22 protein-coding genes are annotated in these 23480 nt (G+C 73.0%); 11 read left to right on the forward strand and 11 right to left on the reverse strand.

The window, feature by feature from the left end:
- The first annotated feature begins 288 nt into the window (after positions 1-288).
- Positions 289-852 (forward strand): pyridoxamine 5'-phosphate oxidase family protein, encoded by a 564-nt coding sequence (locus OTB19_RS20145; protein ID WP_267799712.1) that lies wholly within the window; start codon positions 289-291, stop codon positions 850-852.
- 28 nt (positions 853-880) lie between these two features.
- Here the strand turns inward: OTB19_RS20145 and OTB19_RS20150 are convergent, their stop codons facing one another.
- A complete protein-coding gene (locus tag OTB19_RS20150; RefSeq protein WP_267799713.1) occupies positions 881-1222 on the reverse strand; it encodes a hypothetical protein in 342 nt (113 codons plus the stop codon).
- Between the two features lie 185 nt (positions 1223-1407).
- Here OTB19_RS20150 and OTB19_RS20155 point away from each other — a divergent pair, with 185 nt between their 5' ends.
- The 3 genes from OTB19_RS20155 (at position 1408) to OTB19_RS20165 (ending at position 4001) form a co-directional block, all read left to right on the forward strand.
- Complete coding sequence (locus tag OTB19_RS20155; protein WP_267799714.1) at positions 1408-2175, forward strand: class I SAM-dependent methyltransferase; 768 nt, start codon at positions 1408-1410, stop codon at positions 2173-2175.
- Between the two features lie 180 nt (positions 2176-2355).
- Complete coding sequence (locus tag OTB19_RS20160; protein ID WP_267799715.1) at positions 2356-2940, forward strand: dihydrofolate reductase family protein; 585 nt, start codon at positions 2356-2358, stop codon at positions 2938-2940.
- On the forward strand, positions 2937-4001 hold the full coding sequence (locus OTB19_RS20165; protein WP_267799716.1) for a GNAT family N-acetyltransferase: 1065 nt from the start codon (positions 2937-2939) through the stop codon (positions 3999-4001). The genes OTB19_RS20160 and OTB19_RS20165 overlap by 4 nt, the downstream gene beginning before the upstream one ends.
- Here the strand turns inward: OTB19_RS20165 and OTB19_RS20170 are convergent.
- From OTB19_RS20170 to OTB19_RS20185, 4 genes are all read right to left on the reverse strand, one after another.
- Positions 3996-6815, reverse strand: coding sequence for an ATP-binding protein (locus OTB19_RS20170; RefSeq protein ID WP_267799717.1), 2820 nt, complete (start codon positions 6813-6815; stop codon positions 3996-3998). The two genes, OTB19_RS20165 and OTB19_RS20170, sit on opposite strands and share 6 nt — an antisense overlap.
- A 210-nt stretch (positions 6816-7025) precedes the next feature.
- On the reverse strand, positions 7026-7667 hold the full coding sequence (locus OTB19_RS20175) for a sortase domain-bontaining protein (RefSeq protein WP_267799718.1): 642 nt from the start codon (positions 7665-7667) through the stop codon (positions 7026-7028).
- Positions 7668-8112: 445 nt separating this feature from the next.
- On the reverse strand, positions 8113-9060 hold the full coding sequence (locus OTB19_RS20180) for an alpha/beta fold hydrolase (RefSeq protein WP_267799719.1): 948 nt from the start codon (positions 9058-9060) through the stop codon (positions 8113-8115).
- 60 nt (positions 9061-9120) lie between these two features.
- Entirely contained in the window at positions 9121-10524 is a 1404-nt protein-coding gene (locus tag OTB19_RS20185) for an alpha/beta hydrolase (RefSeq protein ID WP_267799720.1), read from the reverse strand.
- An 87-nt stretch (positions 10525-10611) separates the two neighbouring features.
- Here OTB19_RS20185 and OTB19_RS20190 point away from each other — a divergent pair, with 87 nt between their 5' ends.
- The 4 genes from OTB19_RS20190 (at position 10612) to OTB19_RS20205 (ending at position 12451) form a co-directional block, all read left to right on the forward strand.
- Positions 10612-11226 (forward strand): TetR/AcrR family transcriptional regulator, encoded by a 615-nt coding sequence (locus OTB19_RS20190; protein WP_267799721.1) that lies wholly within the window; start codon positions 10612-10614, stop codon positions 11224-11226.
- 70 nt (positions 11227-11296) lie between these two features.
- Positions 11297-11668: a hypothetical protein gene (locus OTB19_RS20195; RefSeq protein ID WP_267799723.1), complete on the forward strand. Its 372-nt coding sequence runs from the start codon at positions 11297-11299 to the stop codon at positions 11666-11668.
- Between the two features lie 106 nt (positions 11669-11774).
- Positions 11775-12158, forward strand: a complete 384-nt coding sequence (locus OTB19_RS20200) for a hypothetical protein (RefSeq protein WP_267799724.1) — start codon at positions 11775-11777, stop codon at positions 12156-12158.
- Positions 12159-12283: 125 nt separating this feature from the next.
- A complete protein-coding gene (locus tag OTB19_RS20205; RefSeq protein ID WP_267799725.1) occupies positions 12284-12451 on the forward strand; it encodes a hypothetical protein in 168 nt (55 codons plus the stop codon).
- A gap of 69 nt (positions 12452-12520) precedes the next feature.
- On the opposite strand, the gene OTB19_RS20210 is transcribed toward OTB19_RS20205, so the two are convergent.
- From OTB19_RS20210 to aroF, 6 genes are all read right to left on the reverse strand, one after another.
- Positions 12521-13255, reverse strand: coding sequence for a hypothetical protein (locus OTB19_RS20210; RefSeq protein ID WP_267799727.1), 735 nt, complete (start codon positions 13253-13255; stop codon positions 12521-12523).
- 207 nt (positions 13256-13462) lie between these two features.
- Complete coding sequence (gene hisC, locus OTB19_RS20215; RefSeq protein ID WP_267799728.1) at positions 13463-14545, reverse strand: histidinol-phosphate transaminase; 1083 nt, start codon at positions 14543-14545, stop codon at positions 13463-13465.
- Between the two features lie 46 nt (positions 14546-14591).
- Entirely contained in the window at positions 14592-15782 is a 1191-nt protein-coding gene (locus tag OTB19_RS20220; protein ID WP_267799729.1) for an NAD(P)/FAD-dependent oxidoreductase, read from the reverse strand.
- 115 nt (positions 15783-15897) lie between these two features.
- Positions 15898-17535 (reverse strand): isochorismate synthase, encoded by a 1638-nt coding sequence (locus OTB19_RS20225; RefSeq protein WP_267799730.1) that lies wholly within the window; start codon positions 17533-17535, stop codon positions 15898-15900.
- Between the two features lie 2 nt (positions 17536-17537).
- A complete protein-coding gene (locus OTB19_RS20230; protein WP_267799731.1) occupies positions 17538-18635 on the reverse strand; it encodes a phenazine biosynthesis protein in 1098 nt (365 codons plus the stop codon).
- Between the two features lie 25 nt (positions 18636-18660).
- Positions 18661-19731, reverse strand: coding sequence for a 3-deoxy-7-phosphoheptulonate synthase (gene aroF / locus OTB19_RS20235; RefSeq protein WP_267799732.1), 1071 nt, complete (start codon positions 19729-19731; stop codon positions 18661-18663).
- A gap of 406 nt (positions 19732-20137) precedes the next feature.
- Between aroF and OTB19_RS20240 the strand changes: the two genes are divergently transcribed.
- The 3 genes from OTB19_RS20240 to OTB19_RS20250 all read left to right on the forward strand — a co-directional run bounded on the left by OTB19_RS20240 (position 20138) and on the right by OTB19_RS20250 (position 23471).
- Positions 20138-20803, forward strand: coding sequence for a cyclase family protein (locus OTB19_RS20240; RefSeq protein WP_267799784.1), 666 nt, complete (start codon positions 20138-20140; stop codon positions 20801-20803).
- A 159-nt stretch (positions 20804-20962) separates the two neighbouring features.
- A complete protein-coding gene (locus OTB19_RS20245; protein ID WP_267799734.1) occupies positions 20963-22309 on the forward strand; it encodes an aldehyde dehydrogenase family protein in 1347 nt (448 codons plus the stop codon).
- 61 nt (positions 22310-22370) lie between these two features.
- Positions 22371-23471 (forward strand): hypothetical protein, encoded by a 1101-nt coding sequence (locus OTB19_RS20250; protein WP_267799785.1) that lies wholly within the window; start codon positions 22371-22373, stop codon positions 23469-23471.
- Positions 23472-23480 lie beyond the last annotated feature (9 nt).

Below are 23480 nucleotides of genomic sequence, written 5' to 3' on the forward strand. Positions count from 1 at the left end.
GCCCACCACTTCAGTGTCTGGCCCGCGGTCATCTCCTGCATCGAGCGCGGCACCCGACGTGACGACGACCTCGCCAGCGCCTACCGCGACTGGCTCACTGCCGCTTGACAGCCAATAGGAGCTTCAGCGCCGCCCGAACGGGAACCCGGGGGCCCGGCCCGGCCGCTCGACCGCTTGCCCACTCGCCCGCTCGACCGCCATCAGGCGTACGGATGGGTACAGAGCGGCGTGGCGGTGATGTCCGCACGGGCCGCCGGTCGTTGTGGGAGAAAACGAAGGAGAGGTGCCATGACCACTCAGGAACCCGCCGACCGGCCCGCGCCCACGACCGAGCTCGACGGGCGCTACAGCTCCGCGCTCAATCCCCGCCCCGGCGCCGAGAACGTCACCGCCACCGAATGGGCCGATGCCCAGAGGCAGTTGGAGACGGCCGAGATCTTTTGGGTCTCCACGGTGCGACCCGATGGCCGGCTGCACGTCACGCCCGTGATCGCCGCCTGGCACGGCGGGGTGCTGTACTTCTCGACCGGCCCGGACGAGCAGAAGGCGAAGAACCTCGCCCAGGACGGGCACTGCGCGCTGACCACCGGGGGGAACTCTCTCACGCGGGGACTCGACCTCGTGGTCGAGGGCACGGCGAAGCCCGTCGCCGATCCGGCGGCACTGGAGGAGGTCATCGCGGCGTACGAGGCGAAGTACGGGGCGCACATCACCTCGCCCGAGGGCACCTTCCACGGCATCGGGGACGCCTTCCGGGCCGGGAACGCCGTGGTGTTCGGGGTGACCCCGGACACCGCGTACGGCTTCGGCCGGGACGACGGGCTGTACACGCACACGCGGTGGACGTTCTGAACCCTGCCGCGCGCGGGGCCGCCGGGGGTCATGGTCGCGTCTCCTTCACCGTGAGGCTGCCGTCGGGCGTGAGGGTGAAAGCGGTACGGAAGAAGACGCTGGTGTCGTGGTCCGTCCCGCCGAACGCGTCGAGGTGTACGTCTTCGGCCTTGCCGTAGTGAACGCGGGCCTGGGCGGCGGGCACCCAGGAGTTGGTCCGCACGTGCGTCGACCAGGCGCCCATCGTTTCGCTCTTCCAGGGGCCCCAACTGCGTTCGGGGTAGAGTCCCGGCGTCCTGCCCTGGTGAAAGAGCACGCCGGTGAGGGCGAGCACCAACACGGCCACAAGGACCAGAATCCACGCGATAGCGCGGTGACGGTTCAGCGGCACGGGCCTCACTCCTGACGGTCGGTGGATCGGTGGATCGGTGGATCGGTGGATCGGTGGCCCCAGCATCCGTCATCGAGATCGTCCTCCGGGGCCCTGTTACCGCATCGTCGGGTAGCAGGGCTCCACCGCGGCCCCGGGCCGAATTGCCGGGCACTCGGGGCGCGGTTCGTGTCAGGATGCAAGGCATGTCCGATCGCGCACTGAGCTTCGGAGCAAGGGCGGAAGCGTACGAACGGTTCCGGCCGGGGTATCCCGACCGGCTCTTCGACATGGTCGCGGCGTACGCGGGTCATCCGCTCCGGACCGCGCTCGAAATCGGTGCCGGGACGGGCAAGGCGACTCGTCTCTTCGCCCGACGGGGGATCGCGGTCACCGCGACCGAGCCCGACGGGGCCATGCTCGCCGAGCTGCGCAAGCACGTTCCGGCGCACGTCACGGCGGTGCGGGCCGCTTTCGAGGACGTACGGTCGGGCGAGAGGTACGGGCTGGTCTACGCCGCGGCGGCGCTGCACTGGACGAGCCCGGAGGGCCGGTGGTCGCACGTGGCCGGGCTGCTGGAGCCGGGCGGCGTGTTCGCCTCGTTCGGCGGACCGTTCCGGCCGGCCGATGCGGCGGTGGAGGAAGCCGTTCGCGCGGCGCGGGCGCCGTTCCTGGAGAGCGACGAGGTCCCCTCACCGGACGGGACTCCGCCGGAACACACCATGCAGTGGCCGGGTACGGAACTCCAACGGTCCGAGTGGTTCACCGATGTCCGACAGTCCCTGATCGAGAGGCGCTTGACGTTGAGTGCGCGCGACTACGTCGGCCATCTCTCGACGATCTCGGCCTATCTCGTCCTGCCGGCCGCCGCGCGGAGGCAGGTGTTCGAGCAGATCGCGCGGGCCCTGCCGGAGCGGGTCGAGCTCACCGCCGACCTCACCGTCCACCTCGCCCGTCGCCGCGCCGAGGGATAGCACGTCGGGCGGACGCAGGACGGTACCGCTCCCCCACCAACCCGCCGCCGCGACCCATGGCCGCGGGCCGGGGGGCGGTCACATTACGTCGGGGTGACCGATGCCGGGCGGGGAGTGGCCGACCTACCGTCAGTGACGTCACCCCAGTGCATCACCTCATCGTCTCGAAAGCAGGTCCGCGTGCGTCCCCTCACCTACTGCGTCGGTACCAGCCTCGACGGCTTCATCGCGGGCCCGGACGGGCAGTTCGACTTCATCCCCTTCGAGGGAGACCTCGCCGCCGCGCTGCTGGCCGAGTACCCCGAGACCATCCCGGTGACGGGTCGCGGGCCGTTGGGCATCGAGGGGGCCGCCAACCAGAGGTTCGACACCGTTCTGATGGGCCGGGGAACCTACGAGCCCGGTCTCGCGGTCGGCGTCACCAGTCCCTACCCGCACCTCACCCAGTACGTCTTCTCCCGCACCCTGTCCCGACTCGACCCCGCCGTGGAGATCGTGTCCACGGATCCGGTGGCGTTCGTCCGCGACCTCAAGCGGCGGGACGGGGCGGGCATCTGGCTGTGCGGCGGCGCGGATCTGGCCGGGCAACTGCTGGAGGAGATCGACGAACTGATCATCAAGCGCTACCCGGTCGTCATCGGGTCCGGGATCCCGCTGTTCCGCGCGCCGTTCCTCCCGGTGAGGTTCACGCTGACCGACTCCCGCGTCTTCAACACGGGCGCGACCCTCACCACCTACTCGACCTCCTCGACACCTCAGAAGTGAGTACACACATGTTGTTCCGTTCCACGACCGAGACCGACCTCGACCGCGTCACCGCCGTGACCGTCGACGAACCCGTCGGTTGGATCCCCGCCGACCGCTACCTCGAAGAGCTGAAGGAGGGCATGTACAGGCCGGAGTGGACCTGGATCGCCGAGGACGGCGACCGGATTGTGGCCCGCGCCCTGTGGTGGGGTCATGCGACCGGCGAGCACCCGCTGGCCCTGGACTGCCTGTACGTCGACCCCTCGGTTCCCGACCGCGCGGCGGTCGCGGCCGGGCTGATCACGGCGGGGCTGCGGGCCTTCGCCGCACAGGGCGCGACCACGCCCCCGCTGTACAACCTGACGCTGCCGACCGGGTGGCGCCAGGACCCGGCCGTCGTCGCCGCCCTGGAGTGGCGGCGCGAGGCCGCCCGGGCGGCCGGGCTCACCGATCAGGTGGAGCGGCTGCGCCTGGAGTGGACCCCCGAGGCCGGGCTCCCGGTCTCCAGCGGGCGTCTCATGTTCACCGAGGGCTCGGACGAGGAGTTCCTCGACGTGTTCCGGCGGATCGCGGTGGGCAGCCTGGACGGCGAGACGCGCCGGAACCTGGCGTCCATGGGAGCCGAGGCCACCGCCCGCGAGGAGGTGGACTTCTACCTCGGGTGTCCGGGCGAGCGTTCGTGGTGGCGTCTGGCGCGCACCCCCGACGGGCAGGTCGCCGGGCTGGCGCTCCCCTCGGCGACGCCGTACAACCGCAACGTCGGCTATCTGGGCGTCGTCCCCGAGCTGCGCGGACAGGGGTACGTCGACGACGTGCTCGCCGAGATCACCCGGGTGCAGGTGGAGGCGGGCGCCGAGCTGATCACGGCCACCACGGACACCGACAACGCGCCGATGGCCGCCGCGTTCGCCCGGGCCGGCTTCCGGACCACCCAGACCCGGATGATCTACTCGGTTCCGGAGGCCTCGCAGCCGGCGTCGGTGGGTTCGCAAGAGGCGACGGAGGGTTCGCCGGAGGCGGCGGAGGGTTCGCCGGCCACGTCGGAGGGTTCCCGGGCGGCGTCGGCCGCGGCCTCATGAGTCGTGTACCGGGGCGAGCAGCGCGGCCAGTTCGGTACGGGAGCCGACGCCGAGTTTGGGGAACGCGCGGTAGAGGTGGTGCCCGACCGTGCGGGGGCTCAGGAACAGTTGCGCGGCGATCTCCCGGTTGCTCGCGCCGGCCGCCGCCAGCCGGACGACCTCGCGTTCCTGCGGGCTCAGCAGGCTGATCGGGCCGTCCTCGCGGGTGGTCAGCCCGGTCTCCCCGCCCGCGGCTCCCAGCTCCGCCCGGGCCCGGCCGGCCCAGGGGCGGGCGCCGAGCCGCTCGAAGGCCTCCAGCGCGGCGCGCAGTTGGTCGCGGGCGTCGATCTGGCGTCGCAGCCGGCGCAGCCATTCCCCGTAGAGCAGCGCGGTGCGGGCCCGGTCGTAGTCGCTGCCGTTCTCGTGGAGGGCCAGCGCCGCGGTGAAGTGTTCCTCGGCCGTACTGTCGGGGCCGGTCAGCGCCTGGCAGCGGCGGGCCAGCGCGGACAGGGCCGGTTGCCCCAGGGCGGTGGCCCATTCCCCGAGCAACCGGGCCGGTTCCTTCGCCCGCTCCGGTCGCCCGGCACGTCCGGCCGCCTCGACGAGGTCCGCCAGCAGGGGCAGGCAGAGCAGTGGACCGGCGGCCTTGTGCGGCGCCGAATCGAGTCGCTGCGGGGTGGAGTTCAGGGGTTCCGGTGCGGACTTCAGCGACCGTGCGGGCTCCGGTGATTGCGGCGCGCAGTTCTGTGGTTCCGGTGCGGAGTTCAGGGGGTGCAGCGCCGATTCCAGGGGTTCCAGCGCCGCCTCCGCCCGTCCCAGGCCGAGTTCGAGCACGCCCAGCGCCCACAGGGCGTCCGCCGTGCCCCGCCCCACCCCGCGCGGTCGCGTGTACGCCAACGCCTCGGCGGCCAGGGCGCGGCCCTGTTCCTCGTCGCCCCGTACGGCCGCCGTCATCGCCAGTGCGGCCCGCAGGTGGGCGGCCCGGTGGGCCAGGTCGTGGTACTCGGCGAGCCGCAGCCCCTCCGCGGCGTGCGCGGACGCCTCGTCGTGGCGGCCGAGCGCCAGTTCCGTCTGCGCCAGCAGGTGGAGCGTGGTGGGCAGCCATCCGCCGATGCCCTGCTCCCGGCAGTGGGCGACGGCTCCGGCGGCGGCCTCCCGCGCGGCCGCGTGGTCGCCGGTCAGCTGACAGTGGATCCCGGTCATCAGCCGGTCCATGACGCCGGTGGCCGGGTCCCGGCAGTCCTGGACGAGCGCGCGCAGCGCGTCGAGCGCGCCGGGTACGTCACCGCCGAACAGCCGGGCGGGCACGGCCAGTACCGGCAGGCCCGGGGCGCGGGACGCGATCTCCTCGATCAGCGTCGCGTCGCCCGCGGAGAAGGCGGCGTGCACCGCGTCGGTCAGCAGCGAGGCGACGGTGTCCGGGCGGTCGGTACCGGTCAGGTCCGCGCTGTCGAGCAGGATCCGGGCGGCCGTCTCCGGCCTGCGGAAGCCGAGTTCGACGACCGCCCGGGCGCGCGCGAAGTCCGCCGCCACGCCGGGGGCGTCCAGCGGCAGCGGTACCTGGTCGGCGAGCGCGCCGCACCGCTCGTCCTGTCCGGCGTCGGCGGCCCGCTGGGCCGCCCGGACCAGGCGGCGCGCACGGGGGCCGGGATCCGCGGTGAGCTGGGCGGCCCGCTCGTAGGCCGCGGACGCGGACGCCATCGCCTGTCGGCTCCCGGCCCACTCGGCGACCCGTTCCAGTTCCTCGGCGACCCGCTCGTCGGGGCCCGTGGACGCGGCGGCCAGATGCCAGGCACGCCGGTGCGCCTGGCCGGCGTCGCCCAGCGCCCGCGCCAACGCCCGGTGAGCGGCGATGCGCCGGGCGAGCGGGGCGCCCTGGTAGGCGGCGTACCGCACCAACGGATGGCGGAAGCGCACCACCCTCCCGGACACGCGCACGAATCCGGCGCGCTCGGCGGGTTCGAGGTCCTCGACCGCCGCGCCGAGCGGTTGAGCGGCCCGCAGTACCACGGTGAGATCCCCGGAGTCGTCGGCGGCGGCCACCAGCAGGACCGCCTGCGCGGCTTCGGGAAGCCTTCGGATCTGCTCCAGGAAGCCGTCCTGGATCCGGCTCGGCAGGCCGGCGCCCTCCTCGGGGAGCGCCAACGGGCCCAGCCGCCCGGCGCGCTGGGCCGGGGTGAGCGCGGCCGACAGCTCGATGAGGGCGAGCGGGTTGCCGCGGGCCTCCTCGATGACCCGGTCCGCCACGTACGGCGGCAGCCCCGGCAACAACTCGGCGGCGTCCGCGCGTTCGAGACCTTCGACGTGCAGCCGGGGCAGTCCCTTCACGGCGGCGCCGGGCGCCCCGTCGCGGACCGCGAACAGCATCACGACGCCCTCCGCCCGCAGTCGGCGTGCGGCGAACGTCAGCATGTCCACCGACGGCTGGTCGAGCCACTGCGCGTCGTCGACCAGGCACAGCAGCGGGCCGCCGGACGCGGCCTCCGACAGCATCGTGAGCACCGCGAGGCCGACGGTGAAGGGATCGCGGACCCCGTCGGCGGTCAGCCCGAAGACGGCTCGCAGGGCTGCGGCCTGCGGTTGCGGCAGGCCGTCGACGAGGTCCAGTACGGGCAGGAACAACTGGTGGAGGCCGCCGAAGGCCAGTTCCATCTCCGACTCGATGCCCTCGACGCGCAGTACGCGCGTCCCGTCCTCCCGGTCGGCGGCGTGGTCGAGCAGCGCGGTCTTGCCGATCCCGGCGTCGCCGTGCAGCAGCAGGGCGCCGCTCTTGCCCTGACGCGCGTCGACGAGCAACTGCTCGATCCGGTCCCGTTCCGCGTTCCGCCCCCGCACGATGTGCCCCTGCTTCCCGTTCTTCCCGTGGTCCCGTCGTCTGTCCGCCCGGGGTGTGGGAGTCATTGTCGCTGGTCAGACGTTCCGCCTGCCGGTCCGGGTCGGGCGCCGGCGGTGCGCGTGGTTCCCTTGCCGAAGGCGGCGGGCACACGGCGGGACGTCGAGGCACACGGGGCGGATGCCACCGGCCACCGGCCGGCGGGGTGTTGCTCAGGGCTTGGTGGACGTGAGGACGCCGATCTTGTCGATGCGGTGTTCCGGGTTGTTCTGCGCGTCCCGCCAGTGATTGCCCGCCGCTTCGTCCTCGGGCGTGAGGCACGTGGTCACGGTGATCATCGCCCGGCTGGGCACGGCGCCCGGGGAGCCGGGGACCGCGGCCCGTTGGGCGTCCATGGAACCCGGAGACCGGAACGAGGTCGTCCGTGTCGCGGTGATGGTGTACTCGTACGTCACGCCGCCAGCGGTGACGTGGACCGCCGCGCCGTTCGGCAGTGACGGCAACGCCCGCAGGGGCCCGCCCGCGACGATGCGGTGGCCCGTGACGATGTAGTTCCCCACGTCGCCGGGACCGACCCCGCCGCCGGGCCCGTGGGGGCTCGCCGCCGCGCCCTGGTCCTGGATCCGGGTGCCGGGCGCGTCGTCGGGAGTCCCCTGGTACGGGACGACCGTGAGCCCGGACACGCCGATGGCGGGGATGGACAGGACGGCCGTTTGGATGCCGGTGACGGCGCGGCCGGGTGGTGCCGCCGGTCCGGAGGTGGAAGCGGGCGCGGCCGGTCCCGCCATCAGCACGGCGAGGGCGGCGCCGGCGAGGACCGCCGGCGCGGCGCGGAAGGCTGGGCACTTGGGCATGGCTACATCCGTGGTTCAGCGGGCCGCACGGGGCAATACCGGCCCGGGTGGCCCTTCCAGCGTTGCACAAGGGAGTCCGCGCGGCAGCCCGTGGGATGGGGGGCAGCCCGTCGCCGAAGGCCGCGGCCCCTCGTGGCGGACCGTGCGCGCAAGAGTGCGCGGGCGCGCGGGCGCGCGGAGCGGAGCTGGCCGAGGAGGGCCTCGGTGATGAGGGGCAGCCCGGCCCACTGCGGGAACTGTCGGTCGATCAGGTGCCTGACCAGGGCGGTGTCGATGGACGGGCGGGCATCGGGCGGTGTCCCGGTCACTGGGGCGGCTCCGACGATCGGCCCGCTTCGTGCGGCGGGCTCCGTGCGGCGGGCGGCGGGCGGCCGAGACCAGGACACTGCGCCGCGGCCGCCCCTGTCCACCCGTTGATCGGCGTCGTCGGCCGGGCGGCTCCGTGTCAGCCGTTGGTGTCGAGTACCTCCCGCAGGGTCCGGGCGAACTCCTCCGGCGCTCCGTGTTGCCCGTACTCGCCGCCCAGGAAACCGCCGTGATCGCTGGGGAACAGCGCGAGCGGGGTCCCCAGGCCGGCGGCGGTCGCCGCCGCCGCGCGGGCGGGGAACTGCTCCCCCGATTCCTTGCCCGCCGCCACCACGATGCGCGTGGGGGCGGCGCGCAGCGCGGTGAAGTCGGGGCGGTGGGCGGTGCAACCGCGCATGTTCTGACCCAGCAGGGGGTCTTCGCGGGAGCCGTCGTCCTCGGTCGGCAGCCCGAAGTCGGCCGGGGAGGGCGCCGGTCGGTCGGTCCAGTCGTCGGGGAGGGGGCCCTGGTGGGAGACCAGTACGAAGAACTTCGCCATCGCCGGGCCCGTTCCCTCGCGCAGGTACGTCCGGTGGATGTCCGCGCAGGCGGCGAGCGCCGCTTCCCGGTCCGGGAGCACCCGGGCCAGCGGGGGCTCGTGCGCGATGAGGGTGTGTACGAGGCCGCCGTGTCGTTCGACCAGGGTCAGCGCGTTGACCGCGCCGCCGCTGCTCGCGAAGACGTCCACCGCTCCGACGCCGAGGGCCTCGATGACCCGGCGCAGGTCGTCGGCGTGCTCCTCGGGGCTCGACTCCGCGGCCCCGTCGGTGCGCGCGCTGCGACCCACGCCCCGAGGGTCGTAGGTGACCACGGTGCGGTCGGTGAAGTGGGAGGCCAGGGTTCGGAATCCGTCGGCGCCCATCGGGGATCCCACCAGCAGCAGCGCACGCGGCTCCCCGCCCGTGCTCTCGCCCGCCGCGCCGCCCTTCCCCGTCCCGTTGCCGTTCCCGTTGTCGTTCCCGGTGTTGTTCCCGGTGGTGGGCCGTCGCACGTCGAAGCCGAGGGTGGCGCCGGTCGCGTCGAGGGTCCTGGTCTCAAGGTCGGTCATGTCGTCCGTCTCCTGCCGTGCGGGGGTCGTCAGGAAGAAGACCGCCGGCGCCGCGGAAACTCATCGGTCTCCCGCGAAGTCCCTGAGGAAGTCGGGGATGTCGTCGCGGGTCGGGTGGTTGGGCAGGGGTGCCGGTTCGTCCTGGAGGAAGGCGTCGATGACGGCGGCGGCCCGTTGGTCGTTGTCGTCGAGACCGTTCCACATGTGGTGGCCGACGCCGGGCATGTACTGGGTGCGTCGGATGCCCGGGGTGTCGGCCAGGATCGCGGTCGCCCACTCCCGGAGTTGGGAGGAGCATGCGGCGATCATCAGCATCGCGGGGGTGCGGGAGCGCCTCAGCTGCGGGGCGATGGAGGGTGAGTCCTTGATCGTCTGCTGGACGCGGAGGCTTGCGGCCGGGCTGAAGGAGAAGGTGCGCGCGGTGTCCTCCTCGGGGATGCGGTGCGCGTCGCGGGCGCAGTACGCGGAGGCGGTGTCGCTGCCGAGGTCGGCGGCGGTGAACGCGTTGACGCCCTCGGCCTGGCCCACCAGGGCGCTGTCGGGGCCGAGGAGTCCGAGCCGCATCAGTCCGAACGCGGTCGCGTAGCGGGGGAGGCGCGTCGAGCGTGGTCCGGTCACGGGCGGTGCGGTGTCGCGCGCGGACGGCAGGCCCCGGTGCCCCGTGAGGCGCGCGGTGGGGCCGTCCACCGGGCCGGGCTCCGCGATGACGGCGCGGTGGACGCGCGGGGCGACGTTCGGGTCGGCCAGGGCGCGGGTGAGTACGACGGCGCCCGAAGAGAATCCCAGGACGTCGACGCTGCCCTTGCCGAGCCGGCCGAGGAAGGCGTCGAGGTCGCGGACCGACCTGGAGATGGAGTACTGGTCCATGGGGAGCAGATCGCTCCGTCCGCCGCCGGCCTGCTCGTAGGCGTGGACGTCGTAGCCCTGGCGGGCCAGTAGTCGCAGGAACCGGTGGTCGAGCGTGGAGATGCCGCGCACGGGTCCGCCGTGGAGGTACACGAGCGGCACGGGTCGTCGGGTGGCGGAGTTCGCGGGCGGGTAGTGGTAGACCGCGACCCGGCTGCCCGTGCTCAGCGTCCAGTGCTGCACGGCCACGAACGGCAGCGCCGCCGGTACGCGTCGCGCCGTCGCCACGGTCGGGACGCACACGGACGCCGTCAGCACCGCCGCGACGACCACGGGCAGGAACGGTACGCACCGGGCCCGCCAGGCACGGCGACGCCCGCGCCGCAGGGCGGCGGCGACCGCGACGGCCAGGGTGGCCGACCACGCGACGAGCCCCGAGGCCGCCCCGTCCGTGAGGACGATCAGCGCCAGGAAGACGACCACCAGGGCCACGACGGCGGCGGCTGCCGCGAGCACGCGACGGGCGCCGGCGACGAGGAGGGCGGGGCGTAACGCGGCGGAGCGGGGGGCGAGCTGCGGGGCAGCGTGCGATGTGGGCTGTGGGGTGGGCTGTGGCATGGGTGTCCCCCGGGAGGTCCGCGATGGAGCGAACAGTTTCAGAACGGCGTTTCAAAACAACGTTACCAGCGCCGGTAGGCTGTCCCCGTGGGTAGGCCGAGAACGAACGACGCCGCGGTCAAAGAGCGGCTTGTGGCATGCGCGACCGAGATGTTCGCCACCCGTCCGCGGGAGTCGGTCACGGTCCGCGCCCTGGCCGCCGCCGCCGGGACGTCGACGGCGGCGGTGTACACGCTGTTCGACGGCAAGGACGCGCTGATCGGCGAGGTGCGCGACCGGGCGGTCGCCGGCCTGTTCCGGGACCTGTCGGCGGTACCGACCTCCGACGACGTCCTCGCCGACCTCTACGCGCTGGCCGCCGCGTACCGGCGCTGGGGCGCCGAACACCGCCATCTGTACACGGTCCTGTTCGGCGGAGCACAGTCCTTCGACCCGTCGGGGGCGGTCGGCACCCGCGACCCGGTACGGCCGCTGGTCGCGGCGATCGACCGCGCGGTGGCGGACTCCGTCCTCGACGGCGAGGCGACCCTGATCGCCGTCTCGCTGTGGGTGACCCTGCACGGGCTCGTCACGCTCGAACTCGCCGGAGCCCTCGACGCCGCCACGGCCGAGGGCGCCTTCGCGTCCACGGTGCGGGCGGCGCTGCGCGGCTGGGCGACCCCCGAGGCGTTCGGCGGGCTCCGGCGCGGCGACCCCGCATGATGAGGCGGCAGGGCCATCCGGCCCGGTTTCGGAACCCACTGACGATGATGCGAGAGGCGAGGAAGAGTCGATGACGTTCACAAAAGGCCTGCGGGTGAAGCTGGCCGCGGACACCAGGCTGTCCGATGCGATCGAGGTGTCGGGGCTCGTCGTCGGGTTCCTGTCCCTGGCGGCGGGTACCGAGGGGACCGTCGAACGGGTGGTCGAGGATCGGCAGGAGACCGAGGGAGTCCGCGAGTACGAGCGGCTCAAGTCGCTGCTCGACTCCTTCGGCGGCCAGATGCCCGCGGAGAGCCGGAAGCAGCTCGAAGAGAAGGTCGGCTCCCTGGAGCCCGAGTGGGTCGCCTTCCAGGAACAGGGCCCCCGGGTGACGGTGCGCGTCCGCTTCGACAACGGATTCATCCTCGACGACGCGGACGCGGCCGTCTTCACCCCTGCCTGAGCCGCGGCGACGCCCGACTCCCTCGCCGATCCCGCCCCCGAACGCACCGTGAGCGACCTGTGAACGCCCCTGTCCACGCCCCCGTGAGCATCCCTGTGAGCGACCGATGACCCGAGACCTCTACAACGTCCGGTACGCGTCCGCCTCCACCTCCGCGGAACCCGGCCCGACGTCGACACCGCTGACCGACGACGAGGAGCGCCGCGCGCGGACGACCTTGTTCCACGAGCTCGGCGACACGATCTCCGCCCAGGGCTGGGTCCGTTTCCCCGCCCACTCGCCCGAGGAGCGCCGCCGTCTCGTGGACGTCGCACGGCGCCTCGGCGCCCACTGGGGTCTGGAGGTGTTCATCGAGGCCGAGGACCAGTGCGCGATGCGGCTGTACGTCGCCGGGTACGAGGCGGTCACCGGGCGGGAGCAGGGTGCCGGGTACGGGACGGCCGAGGGGCACGGGGCGGCGGCCGGACACGGGACCGCGCCACAGGGCTGACCCCGATCGGCGCCCACGGCCCACCGCCGGCGAGACCCGGCGGCCCGCGCCGATCGACCGGCTCGCGCCGCCTGACCGGTCCCCTCCACCTGGCGCCCGTGGCGGGGCACCCGCAGCATCGGATCATGGCCGACCTCAGCCTCACCGTTCTCGTGTTCCAGGGCATCCGCGTCGAGCACCACCACGGGGGCCCCGTCACCGAAGGCCGACGGAACGGGTCGACGCGACGCACCCGGTCACCGCGCACGCGCACCGTCCCGGCCGGCCTCCGCCGTCGCCGCGACCGCTCCTGAGCCAGTACCGTTCCCGAGCCCGGTCCGGTCGGGTGTCGCCCGAGTCGGGCGCCCGGGGCTCCGGCGCGGTCAGCAGAAGGACGTGCCCGACGGCGGGACGAAGGTCGCGGCGAGGGTGCCTTCGGCTTCGACCTTCACGTCCATGGCGCCGCGGCCCGCCGCGGTGAAGGAGGTCGGCATCTGCAAGTCGTCGGGAAGCTCGTCGATCGCGATGTCGTGCCCGACGTGGACGACCGACAGCGAGCCGCGGCACCCCGTCGAGTCCGGCGGGACGCTGCCCTTGGCGATGCCGTCCTCCGGGCCGACCGAGAGGGACGGGCGGTCCATGAGCGTGTACCGGAACTCGTACGTGGGTGCCGTGGGGGACGTCCGGGACGAGCCGGCCGCGTCGCTCGCGCGGGTCATGTCCACCCAGAAGCGGCTGAGGCGCACCTCGACCGCCTCGCACGGACGCTCGATCTGCTCCGGGCGGAAGTTCAGCCCGTCCCCGTCGATGGTCAGGGCCTTGCTGCCGTAGGAACCGCTGGTGCTCTTCAACCCGGCGAGGTACCGGCCACGCTTCCCCGGGTCCATGGCCTTGGTGTCCACGCACTGCCCGCCCGCGTCCGCCGGGGCCGGAGTCGGGGTCGGGGAGGGACTGGGGGTCCGGGACGGGGACGGGGGCGGGGTGGCTGTCGGGGAGGGGGCGGCGGACCGGCTCGCGGGGGAGCCGGAGGCGGCCGGTGCGCCCTCCGAACAGCCCGCGACGGCGAGTAACACCAGGGAGACCACCGGAAGAACGGGTCGTGTCGAGCCGCGACGCATGTCTGCTCCAGCCGTGGGGACGGAGGGATGTCGTGCCATGGGCTGCCATCGTCGCAGGAGTGGGGGCGGTCGTACGTCGGTACGCCGAAGCCGGCTGGCGGCTCAACTCCCTCCTCCTGCGCCGCAGTCGAACACACGAGCCGCCGGCGTCAGGAGGGCGGCGAAGACATTGCCCTGGCCCGCCCCCGCCCCGGGGAGCCGTGTCGCTCAGGGGCGGGTGGCGGGCGCGTGCTCGAAGGTGGCGGCGGCCGCGAGGAAGGCGTCGTTCTCCTCGGGGGAGCCGATCGAGACGCGGGCGCCGTCGCCCGCGAAGGGGCGGATCGCCACGCCCGCCTCCGCGCAGTGTCGCCCGAAGTCCAGGGTGCGTTCGCCGAGCGGGAGCCACACGAAGTTGGCCTCGCTCGGGGCCACGGGCAGGCCTTGGGCCAGCAGGGCCTCGCGTACCCGTTCGCGTTCCCGGGTGGTGGTCTCCACGCGGGCCATCAGTTCGGCCTCGGAGCGCAGTGCGGCGATCGCGGCGGCCTGGGCGACGCTGTTGACGCTGAAGGGGACGAAGGCCTTGCGGATCGCCTCGATCGTCTCGCGGTGGCCCACCACGTAGCCGATGCGCAGGCCGGCGAGGCCGTAGGCCTTGGAGAAGGTGCGCAGGACCACCACGTTGGGCCGGCCGGTGCGGAGCGCGAGGCCGTCGGGGACCTCCCGGTCGCGGACGTACTCGTGGTAGGCCTCGTCGATGACCACCAGGCAGTCGGCGGGCACCCGGTCGAGGAAGGTTTCCAGCGCGGCCGCGTGCACCACGGACCCGGTCGGGTTGTTCGGGTTGCAGACGAAGATCAGGCGGGTCCGATCGGTGATCGCGGCGGCCATCGCGTCAAGGTCGTGTGCCCCGTCGCGCAGGGGGACCTCGACGGGGGTGGCGCCCGAGAGGCGGGTCAGGATCGGGTACGCCTCGAAGGAGCGCCAGGCGTACATGACTTCGGCGCCGGGTTCGGCGACGGCTTCCAGGAGCATCTGGGAGACGCCGACCGAGCCGCAGCCGACGGCGATCTCGTCCTCGGCGACCCCGAAGCGCGCGGATATCTCGGCGGTCAGCGCGACGCAGTTGTTGTCGGGGTAGCGGTTGACGTCGAGGGCCGCCTCCTCGATGGCCTTGACCACGGCGGGGAGCGGCCCGTACGGCGACTCGTTCGCGGCGAGGGGGTACGAGCGGCCCTCGGGGGAGCGCACCGGCGGACCCGGCTTGAAGTTCACGAGTCGGTCGAGCACCGGGCGGAAGGTGGGTTCGGGCATGCGTGTTCTCTCCTTGTGGTGGTCGTCGGCCGGTCGGCGCGTGCCGTCAGCCACGTACGGCCTTGCGGAGCGGCACGTCCGGGTCGGTGGCCAGGTCGAGGTCGAGCCGGCCGGCGTCGGTGATGAGGCGGCGGCCCTGCACCAGGTCGCGGGGGCGGTCGACGGTCAGGATGGCCTCCAGCCGGTCCCCGGTCAGCCACAGGACCGTCCAGGCGGGGTTGTCGGGCGAGCCCCGGAAGACCATCCGTTCCGCGGCCGGGTGGTGGCCCGCGTACTGGACCATGCGCCCGAACTGTTCCGACCAGAAGTAGGGCACGGTGTCGTGGGCGGCGTCGTGGCCCAGGAGCGTCGCGGCGGCGGTCTCGGGGGCGTTGAGGGCCGCGTCCCAGTGCTCGACGAGCAGCCGTCGGTCGTAGCGCCCCGACCACCAGGCGGCGCAGTCGCCGACCGCGACGACCTCGGGCCGGGAGGTCCGCAGCGCGGCGTCGACGAGGACGCCGCGCCCGACGTCGATCCCGGAGCCGTGGAGCCAGTCGACGTCGGGGCGTACGCCGATGCCGGTGACGACGACGTCGGCGGCCAGGAACTCCCCGTGGTCGAGGGTCAGTCCGCCGTGGTCGACGGTGGTGACGCGCACGCCGCACCGGAGGTCGATGCCGGCCTCGGTGTACCAATCGGCGGTCAGCGCGCCGAGTTCCGGCCCGAGGGCCTCGGACAGCGGGGCGGCGGCGGCCTCGACGACGGTGACCCGGCAGCCCTTCGCGGCGGCGGCGGTCGCGACCTCGGCGCCGATCCAGCCGGCGCCGACGACGGCCACGCGCGCGCCCTCGACGAGTTCGGTGCGCAGTGCCAGGGCGTCGTCCCGGGTCCGTACGACGTGCTGGGGGCCGTCGCCCGGCAGCCGGACGGGGCTCGCTCCCGTCGCGAGGACCAGGGCGTCGAACTCCAACGGGCCGCCGGTCGTCTCCAGGATCCCGCCGGGCCGGTCGGCGTGCGGCCGCAGGGCCTCGGCGCGGCGGCCGAGGAGCAGGGTGCAGCGGAGTTTGTCCCAGTCGGTGGGGAAGGCCGTGTCGTCGGTCTCCCCCGTCAGGACGCCCTTCGACAGCGGGGGCCGGTCGTAGGGGGCGTGGGTCTCGGCGCCGACGAGGGTGAGGTCGCCCTCGTAACCCTGTGCGCGCAGCGCTTCGGCGGTGCGCAGGCCGGCGAGACCGCCGCCGACGACGATCACATGGCGCATGGTCGGACCTTCGGTTCTCGGGCGGTGGTGCCGGCGGCCGCGAGGGCGGCCGCCGGGGGTCCCGGCCGGGTGTCCGGCCGGGACGTGGGGCGGGGCGTGGGGCGGGGCGTGGGGTTCACTCGATGTCGAGGGCGTGGAGCATGGGGCGGAGCTTGGCGCAGGTCTCCGCGTACTCGGCCTCGGGGTCGGAGTCGGCGACCAGGCCGCAGCCCGCGTACAGGGAGGCGGTGTCGCCGTCGAGGAGGGCGGAGCGGATGGCGACCGCGAACTGGCCCTGGCCGGTGCGGTCGGCCCAGCCGACGGCTCCCGCGTACCAGCTGCGGTCGAGTCCCTCGTTGTCGGCGAGCCAGCTCAGGGCCGCCTCGCGGGGGTGGCCGCCGAGGGCCGGGGTGGGGTGGAGGCGCTCGACGAGGTCGAGGATGCCGGCCGGGGAGTCCTCGGCGAGCCGGCCGTGGACCTTGGTGGACAGGTGTTGGACGTTGGCGAGCTTGACCACGCGGGGCGGGGTCTCGGCGTCGACGTCGGCGCAGGAGTCGCCGAGCGCGTCGCGGAGCATCTGGACCACCACGTCGTGCTCGTGCTGGATCTTGGGGCTGTCGACCAGTTCGCGTTCGTGGGCCTCGTCCTGTTCGGTCGTGGCGCCGCGCGGGGTGGTGCCGGCCAGGCCGAGCGCGTGCACGGTGCGGTCCTCGACCCGTACGAGGTACTCGGGGGTGGCGCCGAGGAAGGTGCATCCGTCGTGGTCGACGGCGAAGACGGTGGTGCCGGGGTTGGCCGTGCGCAGCCTGCGCACGGCGTCCGGTACGTCGAAGGGCGTGGACGCGGTGACGCGCAACTCGCGTGCCAGGACCACCTTCTCGAACCCGCCGGCGCGGATCCGGCCGGTCGCGCGGCGGACCAGTTCCTTCCAGTCCTCGGCGGCCGGCAGCTCGACGGCGGTGTGGGCGCGGCCGGCCGGGGCGGTGGGCAGGTCCCAGGCGGGCTCGGGTTCCCACAGCAGGCAGGTGTCGGCGAGGGCGGCGAGTTCCTTGGCCCGCTGTTCGGGGTCGTCGTCGGGCGACAGGGCCGCGTTGAGGCGCAGTTCGGCGCGGGCGGGGGCCTCGGCGGCGCCGCGGGCGGGTGTCAGGCCGCGGATCTGCAGCGCGGGCACCCACATCAGGGCGTCGGGGAGGCGGCTGCCGCGCGGGTCGGCGGCGGCGAAGGCGAAGCCGCCGATGGCGAGCGGGCCTTCGCCCGATGCCGTGGAGGGGTCTGCGGCGCCGCCGCAGACCGGGTCGCGGACGAGTTCCGTCCAGCCGGCGCGGACGCTGTCCACCCGGTCGGCGCCGTGTCCGTCGAGGTCGTGGGCGCTGCCGAAGGCGACGACGGAGCCGCCGTCCCAGGCGGACTGCCACAGCAGCGAGCGTGTCGTGTGCAGGCGGGCGCGCTGCCAGATGTCGACGGCGGAGCCGAGCGAGAGGGGCTTGGCCCAACTGGCGAGCGTGGGGCGGCCGGTGTGGCGGGCCCGGTCGGAGGCGAGCCGTAACGTGGCGAGCAGGCTCTCCAGGTCGTGGTGGTCGAGGGCGCGGCCGTACGGAGCGGCTTCGACCGGCGGGGTGAGCGCCAGGGTGGCCGCCGGCGCGGCGACCGCCGGCGCGCACGCCGGTTCGGCCGCCGGAGCGGTGCGGGAGTCCGGGGCGGTGAGGGAGTCCGGCACGGTCAGGCTGTCCGGCGCGGTCAGGGACTGCGGCGCGGTCAGGGAGGGGGTCGCCATGCTCAGTACACCCCTTCGATGGCGGTCGGGCCGCCTTCGACGGTGAGCGGCTGGACGTCGGCCAGGCCGTCCTGGGGGTACTTCGACGTCGGGGGGACGCGGAGCACGGAGTCGCGCTCCAGGGTCCACGGCAGCAGCAGGTCCCGGGAGACGAGGCTGATCCGGGCCTGGCCGCGTTCGCCGTAGCCGACCTGGGCGTCGGTGTTGTCGGGGTCGACGACCGTCACCCGGCTGAACGGGTGGAACGGCACGAAGACACAGCGTTCCTCGTCGGGTTCGCCGGTGCGGGGACGCTGCGGGGCGATGCCCATCATGGTGTTGCCGTACAGCCCGACGACGGTGGCCTGCGGGAACAGCTCGTCCTCGAAGACGCTGAGGGTCTCGGGGCTGACGCTGGTGCCGGCCCAGATGATCCCGCGCACCTTGTCCTGGACGAGGTCGAGGAGTTTCTCGTCGGCGGCGATCGCCTCCAGGACCGGCGGGGTGGCGAAGAGCACGGAGACGGGCTGGGTGGCCAGGATGTCGTGGGCCTGCGCCAGGATGTGCTTGACGTAGCGGCCCGCCTCCTCGGCGCGGCCCTGCTTCACGCTGCTCTTGACCCAGCGCGGGTCGAAGTCGATGTAGTGGCAGAAGGTGCCGCGCTGGTGGGCCAGCAGGCCGACGGAGCGTCCGACGATGTGCGGGCCGGTGGGGCCGATGTGCAGCCAGTGGCCCTCGCCCTCGCCGGGGATGCCGTGGTCGGCGAGGACCTCGCTGACCCACAGGACGCCGTTGCGGCGCGATCGGGATTCGACGATGCGCTTGGGGCGGCCGGTGGTGCCGCCGCTGTCGAACACCTGGAAGTCCCAGCCCTCCCGGCCGATTCCGGCCGGGACGAGCGCGTCGACGGATATGTCCCGCCATTCCTCGCTGACGTCGGGGAAGAGGGCGAGGTCTTCCCAGGTCTTGACGTCCGTCAGCGGGTCGAAGTCCAGCGCCGCGGCGCGCTTCACCCAGTACGGGGAGCCGGTCGCGGGAGAGAAGTGCCAGTGCATGGCGGCGCGGATGAACTCGTCCGGCGCGAGATCGGCGGTGAAGGGCTCGGCGGTGTCGTCCAGCATGTTCTTGTCTCCAGGAGGGGGCGGGTCAGACCGAGGCGAGGGAGTGCGCCCGCGTGGGCGCCATCGTCCGGCCGACGGCTTCCACGACGGGCGTGAGCCGGGTCATGACGTCGGCGAACTGTTCACCACTGAGCGCCTGCGCTCCGTCGCACATCGCGTTGCGCGCGTCCGTGTGGACGTCGATGATCAGGCCGTCGGCTCCGCAGGCCGCCGCGGCCAGGGACATCGGCGCGACCAGGTGGGGCTGTCCGGTGCTGTGACTGGGGTCGACGATCACCGGCAGGTGGGTGAGCCGCTTCGCCTCGGCCACGGCGCTGAGGTCCAGGGTGAACCGGGTGCTGCGGTCGTAGCTGCGGATGCCGCGCTCGCACAGGACGACGTCGCCGTTGCCCACGTGCAGCAGGTACTCGGCCGCGAGCAGCCACTCCTCGATGGTGGCCGACATGCCGCGCTTGAGGAGGACGGGCCGGCCGGAGGCGCCGGCCTCGCGGAGCAGCTCGAAGTTCTGCATGTTGCGGGTGCCGATCTGGAGCATGTCGCTCTCCTCGGCGACGAACTCGACGTCCTTCGGCGTGACGACCTCGGTGACGACGGGCAGGCCGGTGCGCTTGCGCTGCTCCGCGAGGAGGGTCAGGCCCGCGAGTCCCAGCCCTTGGAAGCTGTAGGGGGAAGTACGCGGTTTGAACGCGCCGCCGCGCAACATGACCGCGCCGCTTCCGACGACGGTGTCGACGGCCGCATTCATCTGGGTCACGTTTTCGACCGCGCACGGGCCGGCGATGACGACGAATTCCGGCCCGCCGAAGACGGCACTCGCGAGGGCACCCACCCGTACGTGGGTATTTTCCGGCCGGAAGACCCTGCTGGTCAGTCGCTGCACGCCCGGGACCACGACGACGCGCTCCACGGCCGGCAGCTTTTCGACAACAGAAATAAATTCGGAAGTTCCGGTTCCCTCACTGATGAGCATTGAGGAATCCATTACCGAACTCTCCATGGCGGACATTCCATGGACGTGAAGTCTTTCCTTCACGGATTCAATCTCTTCACGCGTGGCGTGCGGACGCAATACCACAATCACGATGATGCCTTCCATGGGATCAATCGCCGGGATTTCGCACTTCAGATTGCGGCGAGGCTAGCGCACAGATATTTGGACGAGCAACCCGCTAAAAATGGAGGCTACTGCTCCGTAACTCGTTTCAAGACAGCGGGCGTTCATGGCCAGAAACGTTCGTAGACAACGGGGTTGGGGCCCACACAAATGGAAGGGTTAAATCCATAAAGAAATGCCTGGCAGGCTGTAGTCCGGCCCCCCGCGCTGTGGTAGAAAGTCATGCTGCGGTGAAGGCGACAGCACACCCGGGACTTCCCCCTTTGGTCACTTAAGCGACATGGCTCACCGCCATTGCCTCGCCGACCGCTGTGCTAGCTTCCGCAATGTTCCCGCGAGAGCGGGAGCCGAGATGTACGCCGCTTGATCAATGGAGTAGATCGTGAAGATGATTGACATTAGCCAGGGCTGGCACGAGGGCATGCCCTCCTACGACGCCCCCTGGTACCCGAAATTCGGGATCCGCCGGGCCATGACCCCGGAGACGGACCCGGCCAAGGGCGGGCGGACATTCTCGGATCTGCAGATATTCCCGCACAACGGGACACACGTGGAGTCCGGCTACCACTTCTTCGAGGACCGCGAGAAGATCGACGAGGTCCCTCTGGAGACCTTCGTCGGCCGCGCGTGCGTGGCCGATCTGTCGCACAAGCGGGATCTGGATCCGGTCACCGGCGAGGACCTGGAGGAGGCGCTGCGCGACGTGTGGCAGCCCGGCGACCGGCTGCTCATCCGCACCGACCACCCGAACCGCTACCTGGGCCGCGAGGACTACTGGGACAAGCCCCCGTACCTCACCCTGTCGTCGGCCGACTGGATGGTCGAGAACGGCGCGACGCTCGTCGGCATGGACTGCATCACCGAGCGCCCCGACGACCGCAGCGGCCAGGTGCACCGTCGTCTGCTGGCCGCGGGCATCCCGATCCTGGAGAACATCCAGAGCCTCGACCAGATCACCAACCCGATCGTCCAGTTGATGGCGCTTCCGATCAAGGTCGCCGGTGTGGAGGCCGCCCCGTCGCGTGCCGTGGTCTTCGACGGATGGCAGTTCTGAGCCTCCCGCGGCCCCGAAACCGCCCGCACGCACAGGGAGTTCGCATGACCGGCGGGTCCACGGCCGACGCCTCCACCGGGGCCGGGGCCGTGGGCTGCCCGCCCCGGGCGATCCGGACGGCCGGTCTCGCCCGGCCCGTACCCGAGGAGTTGGTCTGACATGACGCTCGCCATACCCGTGCTCCGGGACGGACGGGAGCGGACCTCCCGGGACACCCGCGTCCTCAACGGCGTCGAAGGCGTCCCGCTCGCCACGGTCCACGAAGCGCCCGCCCTGGTGACGAGGTTGACCGTGAAGGCCATGCGCCAGGCGCCGCGCATGGCACCCGACGAGCGCCTGGCGGTGCTCGCCAAGGCCGGTGCCCTCTTCGGCTCGGCCACGCTGGGCGGGGTGACGCCCGCGGAGTACTGCCGGGTCCAGGCGCTGGCCTCCGGTGTCCCCGTCGACGTGGCCCGGCGGACGCTCGGCCGCATCGGCGACGACTGCGCGCGGCTCGGCGAGGTCGTCGACCGGCAGGCGCCGGTCGGGGCCGGTCGCACCGCCCGCTGGGTGCGCCGCGGCTCCGTCTTCGGCGTCGTGGCCCCCAGCAACCACCCAGCCACGCACGGCGCGTGGCTCCAGGCGATCGCCATGGGCTACAAGGTCCTGGTGCGCCCCGGGGCGCGCGACCCGTTCACCCCGCTGCGGCTGGTGCGCGCGCTGCTGGAGGCCGGTCTGGAACCGGGTTGGATCAGCCTGCTGCCCGGTCCCCACGCCGCCGCCGACACCCTCGTGGAGACCGCCGACCTGTCGCTGGTCTACGGCAGCGAGTCCACCGTGGCCCGGCTGCGCGGCAACGACCGGGTACTGGTCCGCGGCCCCGGCCGCAGCAAGATCCTCGTGGACGGTCCGCTCGACGAGGCGACCCTGGACCACCTGGTGGCCGAGATCGCGGCGGACGGCGGCGTGCGCTGCACGAACACCACCGCCGTCCTCACCTCGGGCGATCACCGGGCATTGGCCGAGGCGCTCGCGGAGCGGCTGGCCGCGCTCCCGGCCCACCCCGTCACCGACGACCGCGCGGTCCTGCCCGTACGCCCGCGGCGGGAGGGGGAAGGCCTGCGGGCGGCCCTCGACCTGGCCGCGGCGGGTGCTCCGGACCTGGTCGCGCGTCACCACGAGGACGGTCCGCTGCCGCTCGTCGCGGCGGACGCGGTGGCGCTGCGGCCCGCCGTGATGTGCGTGGACCGCTCCGACCATCCGGGGTTGGCGACCGAACTCCCCTTCCCCTGCGTGTGGGTGGCGCCCTGGCGGCGCTCGGAGGGGGTGGGTCCGCTGGACGACTCGTTGGCGCTGACCCTGCTCACCGACGACGCCTCGCTCGTCTCCGAGGCCCTGGAGTCCCCCGGTGTCCGCACCGTGCTGCACGGCAGGGTCCCCGGCTGGTGGAAGGACCCGTTCCTGCCGCACGACGGGTATCTGGGGCAGTTCCTCAAAGAGGCACGTGGTTTCGCCGCGTCGTCGTGACACCCGCGGGCCCGCGCCCGGCCTTCCCCACGGCAATTCCGAACGTTCTGAGGTGACCGACATGTTTGCTGCCTGCCCTGACATCCCCATCGTGGTGCTTCCCGCGAACAACCTGGTGCGGGCCGCCGCCCGACCCGCCGAGCGGGTCGAGACGGCCCTGACCGCCGCGATCGAGCAGCTGACGCAGCTGCACGCCGCGCTGCTCGATCCCCGGGGGGCGAGCCCGGCCGCGAAGGCGGCCATGGACGCGGCGGTGGAGGGGGTCGGCCGGCTCGCCGCCGAGGCCCGCGTCGCCCCCATGGACGCCGCGGCGCTGACGCCGATCGTCCCCAACCACGAGTACTTCGGGGTCAGGACGGCGCCGATCGACGACGCCCGCCTCGTCTCCGAGGTGACGACGATCGTCGCGCGGGCGCTCACCGATCTGCGCGTGGCCCGGCTCGACCTCAACGACCAGGCCGCCGTGGTGCTGTCGATGGTCCGGATCCTGCGCGGTCTGCTCGCGGTCGACGGCGCCCCCGCCGCGCCGGGGTCGACCGGCGCGGAGGCGGCGGAGGTCGGCGCCCCGTATGTCGTGGGCTCGGACGAGCTGACCCGGTGGGTCATCACCCACCACTTCTACTTCGTCCTGAACCTCGCGGCGGCCGACGCCGTCTCGCGGGCGATCACCGCCCTGAAGGCGATGGACCGCGACACCGCGCTCGCCGCCGTGGAGGAGGCCATCGTCCTCGTGCGCGGTTTCACCGCGGCGATGCTGCACTCCGGGGACATGTCGGCGGCCTGCTACGGCGCCGTGGTCCGGCCCACGATGGCCGCGCCCGCCTGCCCGGTCGCGCTGACCGGCCGTACGCAGCCCGAGCACAAGGCCTTCCGCAAGGCGATGCGGAACCTGATCAAGGTTTCCGCCGAGCCGTTCGGGAAGCTGGCCGCGACCGATCCGGAACTGGCCGCCGCGCGCGACGCGTTGCTGGAAGCCGACCTCCAGGACATCGAGAAGCACGTCATCATCACCGCCAAGCTCGTCGGTGACGACCGCTCGATCGTGCAGGGCGAGGACTCCGAGAGCGCGATCGCCGTGCTGCGCACGATGCGGCACGCCCGCGCGGAGTCGTACCGCGACCTGATGCGGTTCGGCGACACGGTCACCCTCATCGGGGGCTGACCCATGGTT

Source organism: Streptomyces sp. H27-H5 (genome assembly GCF_026627505.1).
Lineage (GTDB): Bacteria > Actinomycetota > Actinomycetes > Streptomycetales > Streptomycetaceae > Streptomyces.

What these genes read in the sequence shown, in the direction of transcription:
- OTB19_RS20245 (WP_267799734.1), top strand. Translation starts at nt 20,963, where the DNA reads ATGACGCTCGCCATACCCGTGCTCCGGGACGGACGGGAGCGGACCTCC.
- OTB19_RS20250 (WP_267799785.1), top strand. Translation starts at nt 22,371, where the DNA reads ATGTTTGCTGCCTGCCCTGACATCCCCATCGTGGTGCTTCCCGCGAAC.
- OTB19_RS20180 (WP_267799719.1), bottom strand. Translation starts at nt 9,060, where the DNA reads ATGACCGACCTTGAGACCAGGACCCTCGACGCGACCGGCGCCACCCTC.
- aroF (WP_267799732.1), bottom strand. Translation starts at nt 19,731, where the DNA reads ATGGAAGGCATCATCGTGATTGTGGTATTGCGTCCGCACGCCACGCGT.
- OTB19_RS20155 (WP_267799714.1), top strand. Translation starts at nt 1,408, where the DNA reads ATGTCCGATCGCGCACTGAGCTTCGGAGCAAGGGCGGAAGCGTACGAA.
- OTB19_RS20225 (WP_267799730.1), bottom strand. Translation starts at nt 17,535, where the DNA reads ATGGCGACCCCCTCCCTGACCGCGCCGCAGTCCCTGACCGCGCCGGAC.
- OTB19_RS20220 (WP_267799729.1), bottom strand. Translation starts at nt 15,782, where the DNA reads ATGCGCCATGTGATCGTCGTCGGCGGCGGTCTCGCCGGCCTGCGCACC.
- OTB19_RS20240 (WP_267799784.1), top strand. Translation starts at nt 20,138, where the DNA reads ATGATTGACATTAGCCAGGGCTGGCACGAGGGCATGCCCTCCTACGAC.
- OTB19_RS20185 (WP_267799720.1), bottom strand. Translation starts at nt 10,524, where the DNA reads ATGCCACAGCCCACCCCACAGCCCACATCGCACGCTGCCCCGCAGCTC.
- OTB19_RS20210 (WP_267799727.1), bottom strand. Translation starts at nt 13,255, where the DNA reads ATGCGTCGCGGCTCGACACGACCCGTTCTTCCGGTGGTCTCCCTGGTG.
- OTB19_RS20175 (WP_267799718.1), bottom strand. Translation starts at nt 7,667, where the DNA reads ATGCCCAAGTGCCCAGCCTTCCGCGCCGCGCCGGCGGTCCTCGCCGGC.
- hisC (WP_267799728.1), bottom strand. Translation starts at nt 14,545, where the DNA reads ATGCCCGAACCCACCTTCCGCCCGGTGCTCGACCGACTCGTGAACTTC.
- OTB19_RS20200 (WP_267799724.1), top strand. Translation starts at nt 11,775, where the DNA reads ATGACCCGAGACCTCTACAACGTCCGGTACGCGTCCGCCTCCACCTCC.
- OTB19_RS20145 (WP_267799712.1), top strand. Translation starts at nt 289, where the DNA reads ATGACCACTCAGGAACCCGCCGACCGGCCCGCGCCCACGACCGAGCTC.
- OTB19_RS20205 (WP_267799725.1), top strand. Translation starts at nt 12,284, where the DNA reads ATGGCCGACCTCAGCCTCACCGTTCTCGTGTTCCAGGGCATCCGCGTC.
- OTB19_RS20195 (WP_267799723.1), top strand. Translation starts at nt 11,297, where the DNA reads ATGACGTTCACAAAAGGCCTGCGGGTGAAGCTGGCCGCGGACACCAGG.
- OTB19_RS20230 (WP_267799731.1), bottom strand. Translation starts at nt 18,635, where the DNA reads ATGCTGGACGACACCGCCGAGCCCTTCACCGCCGATCTCGCGCCGGAC.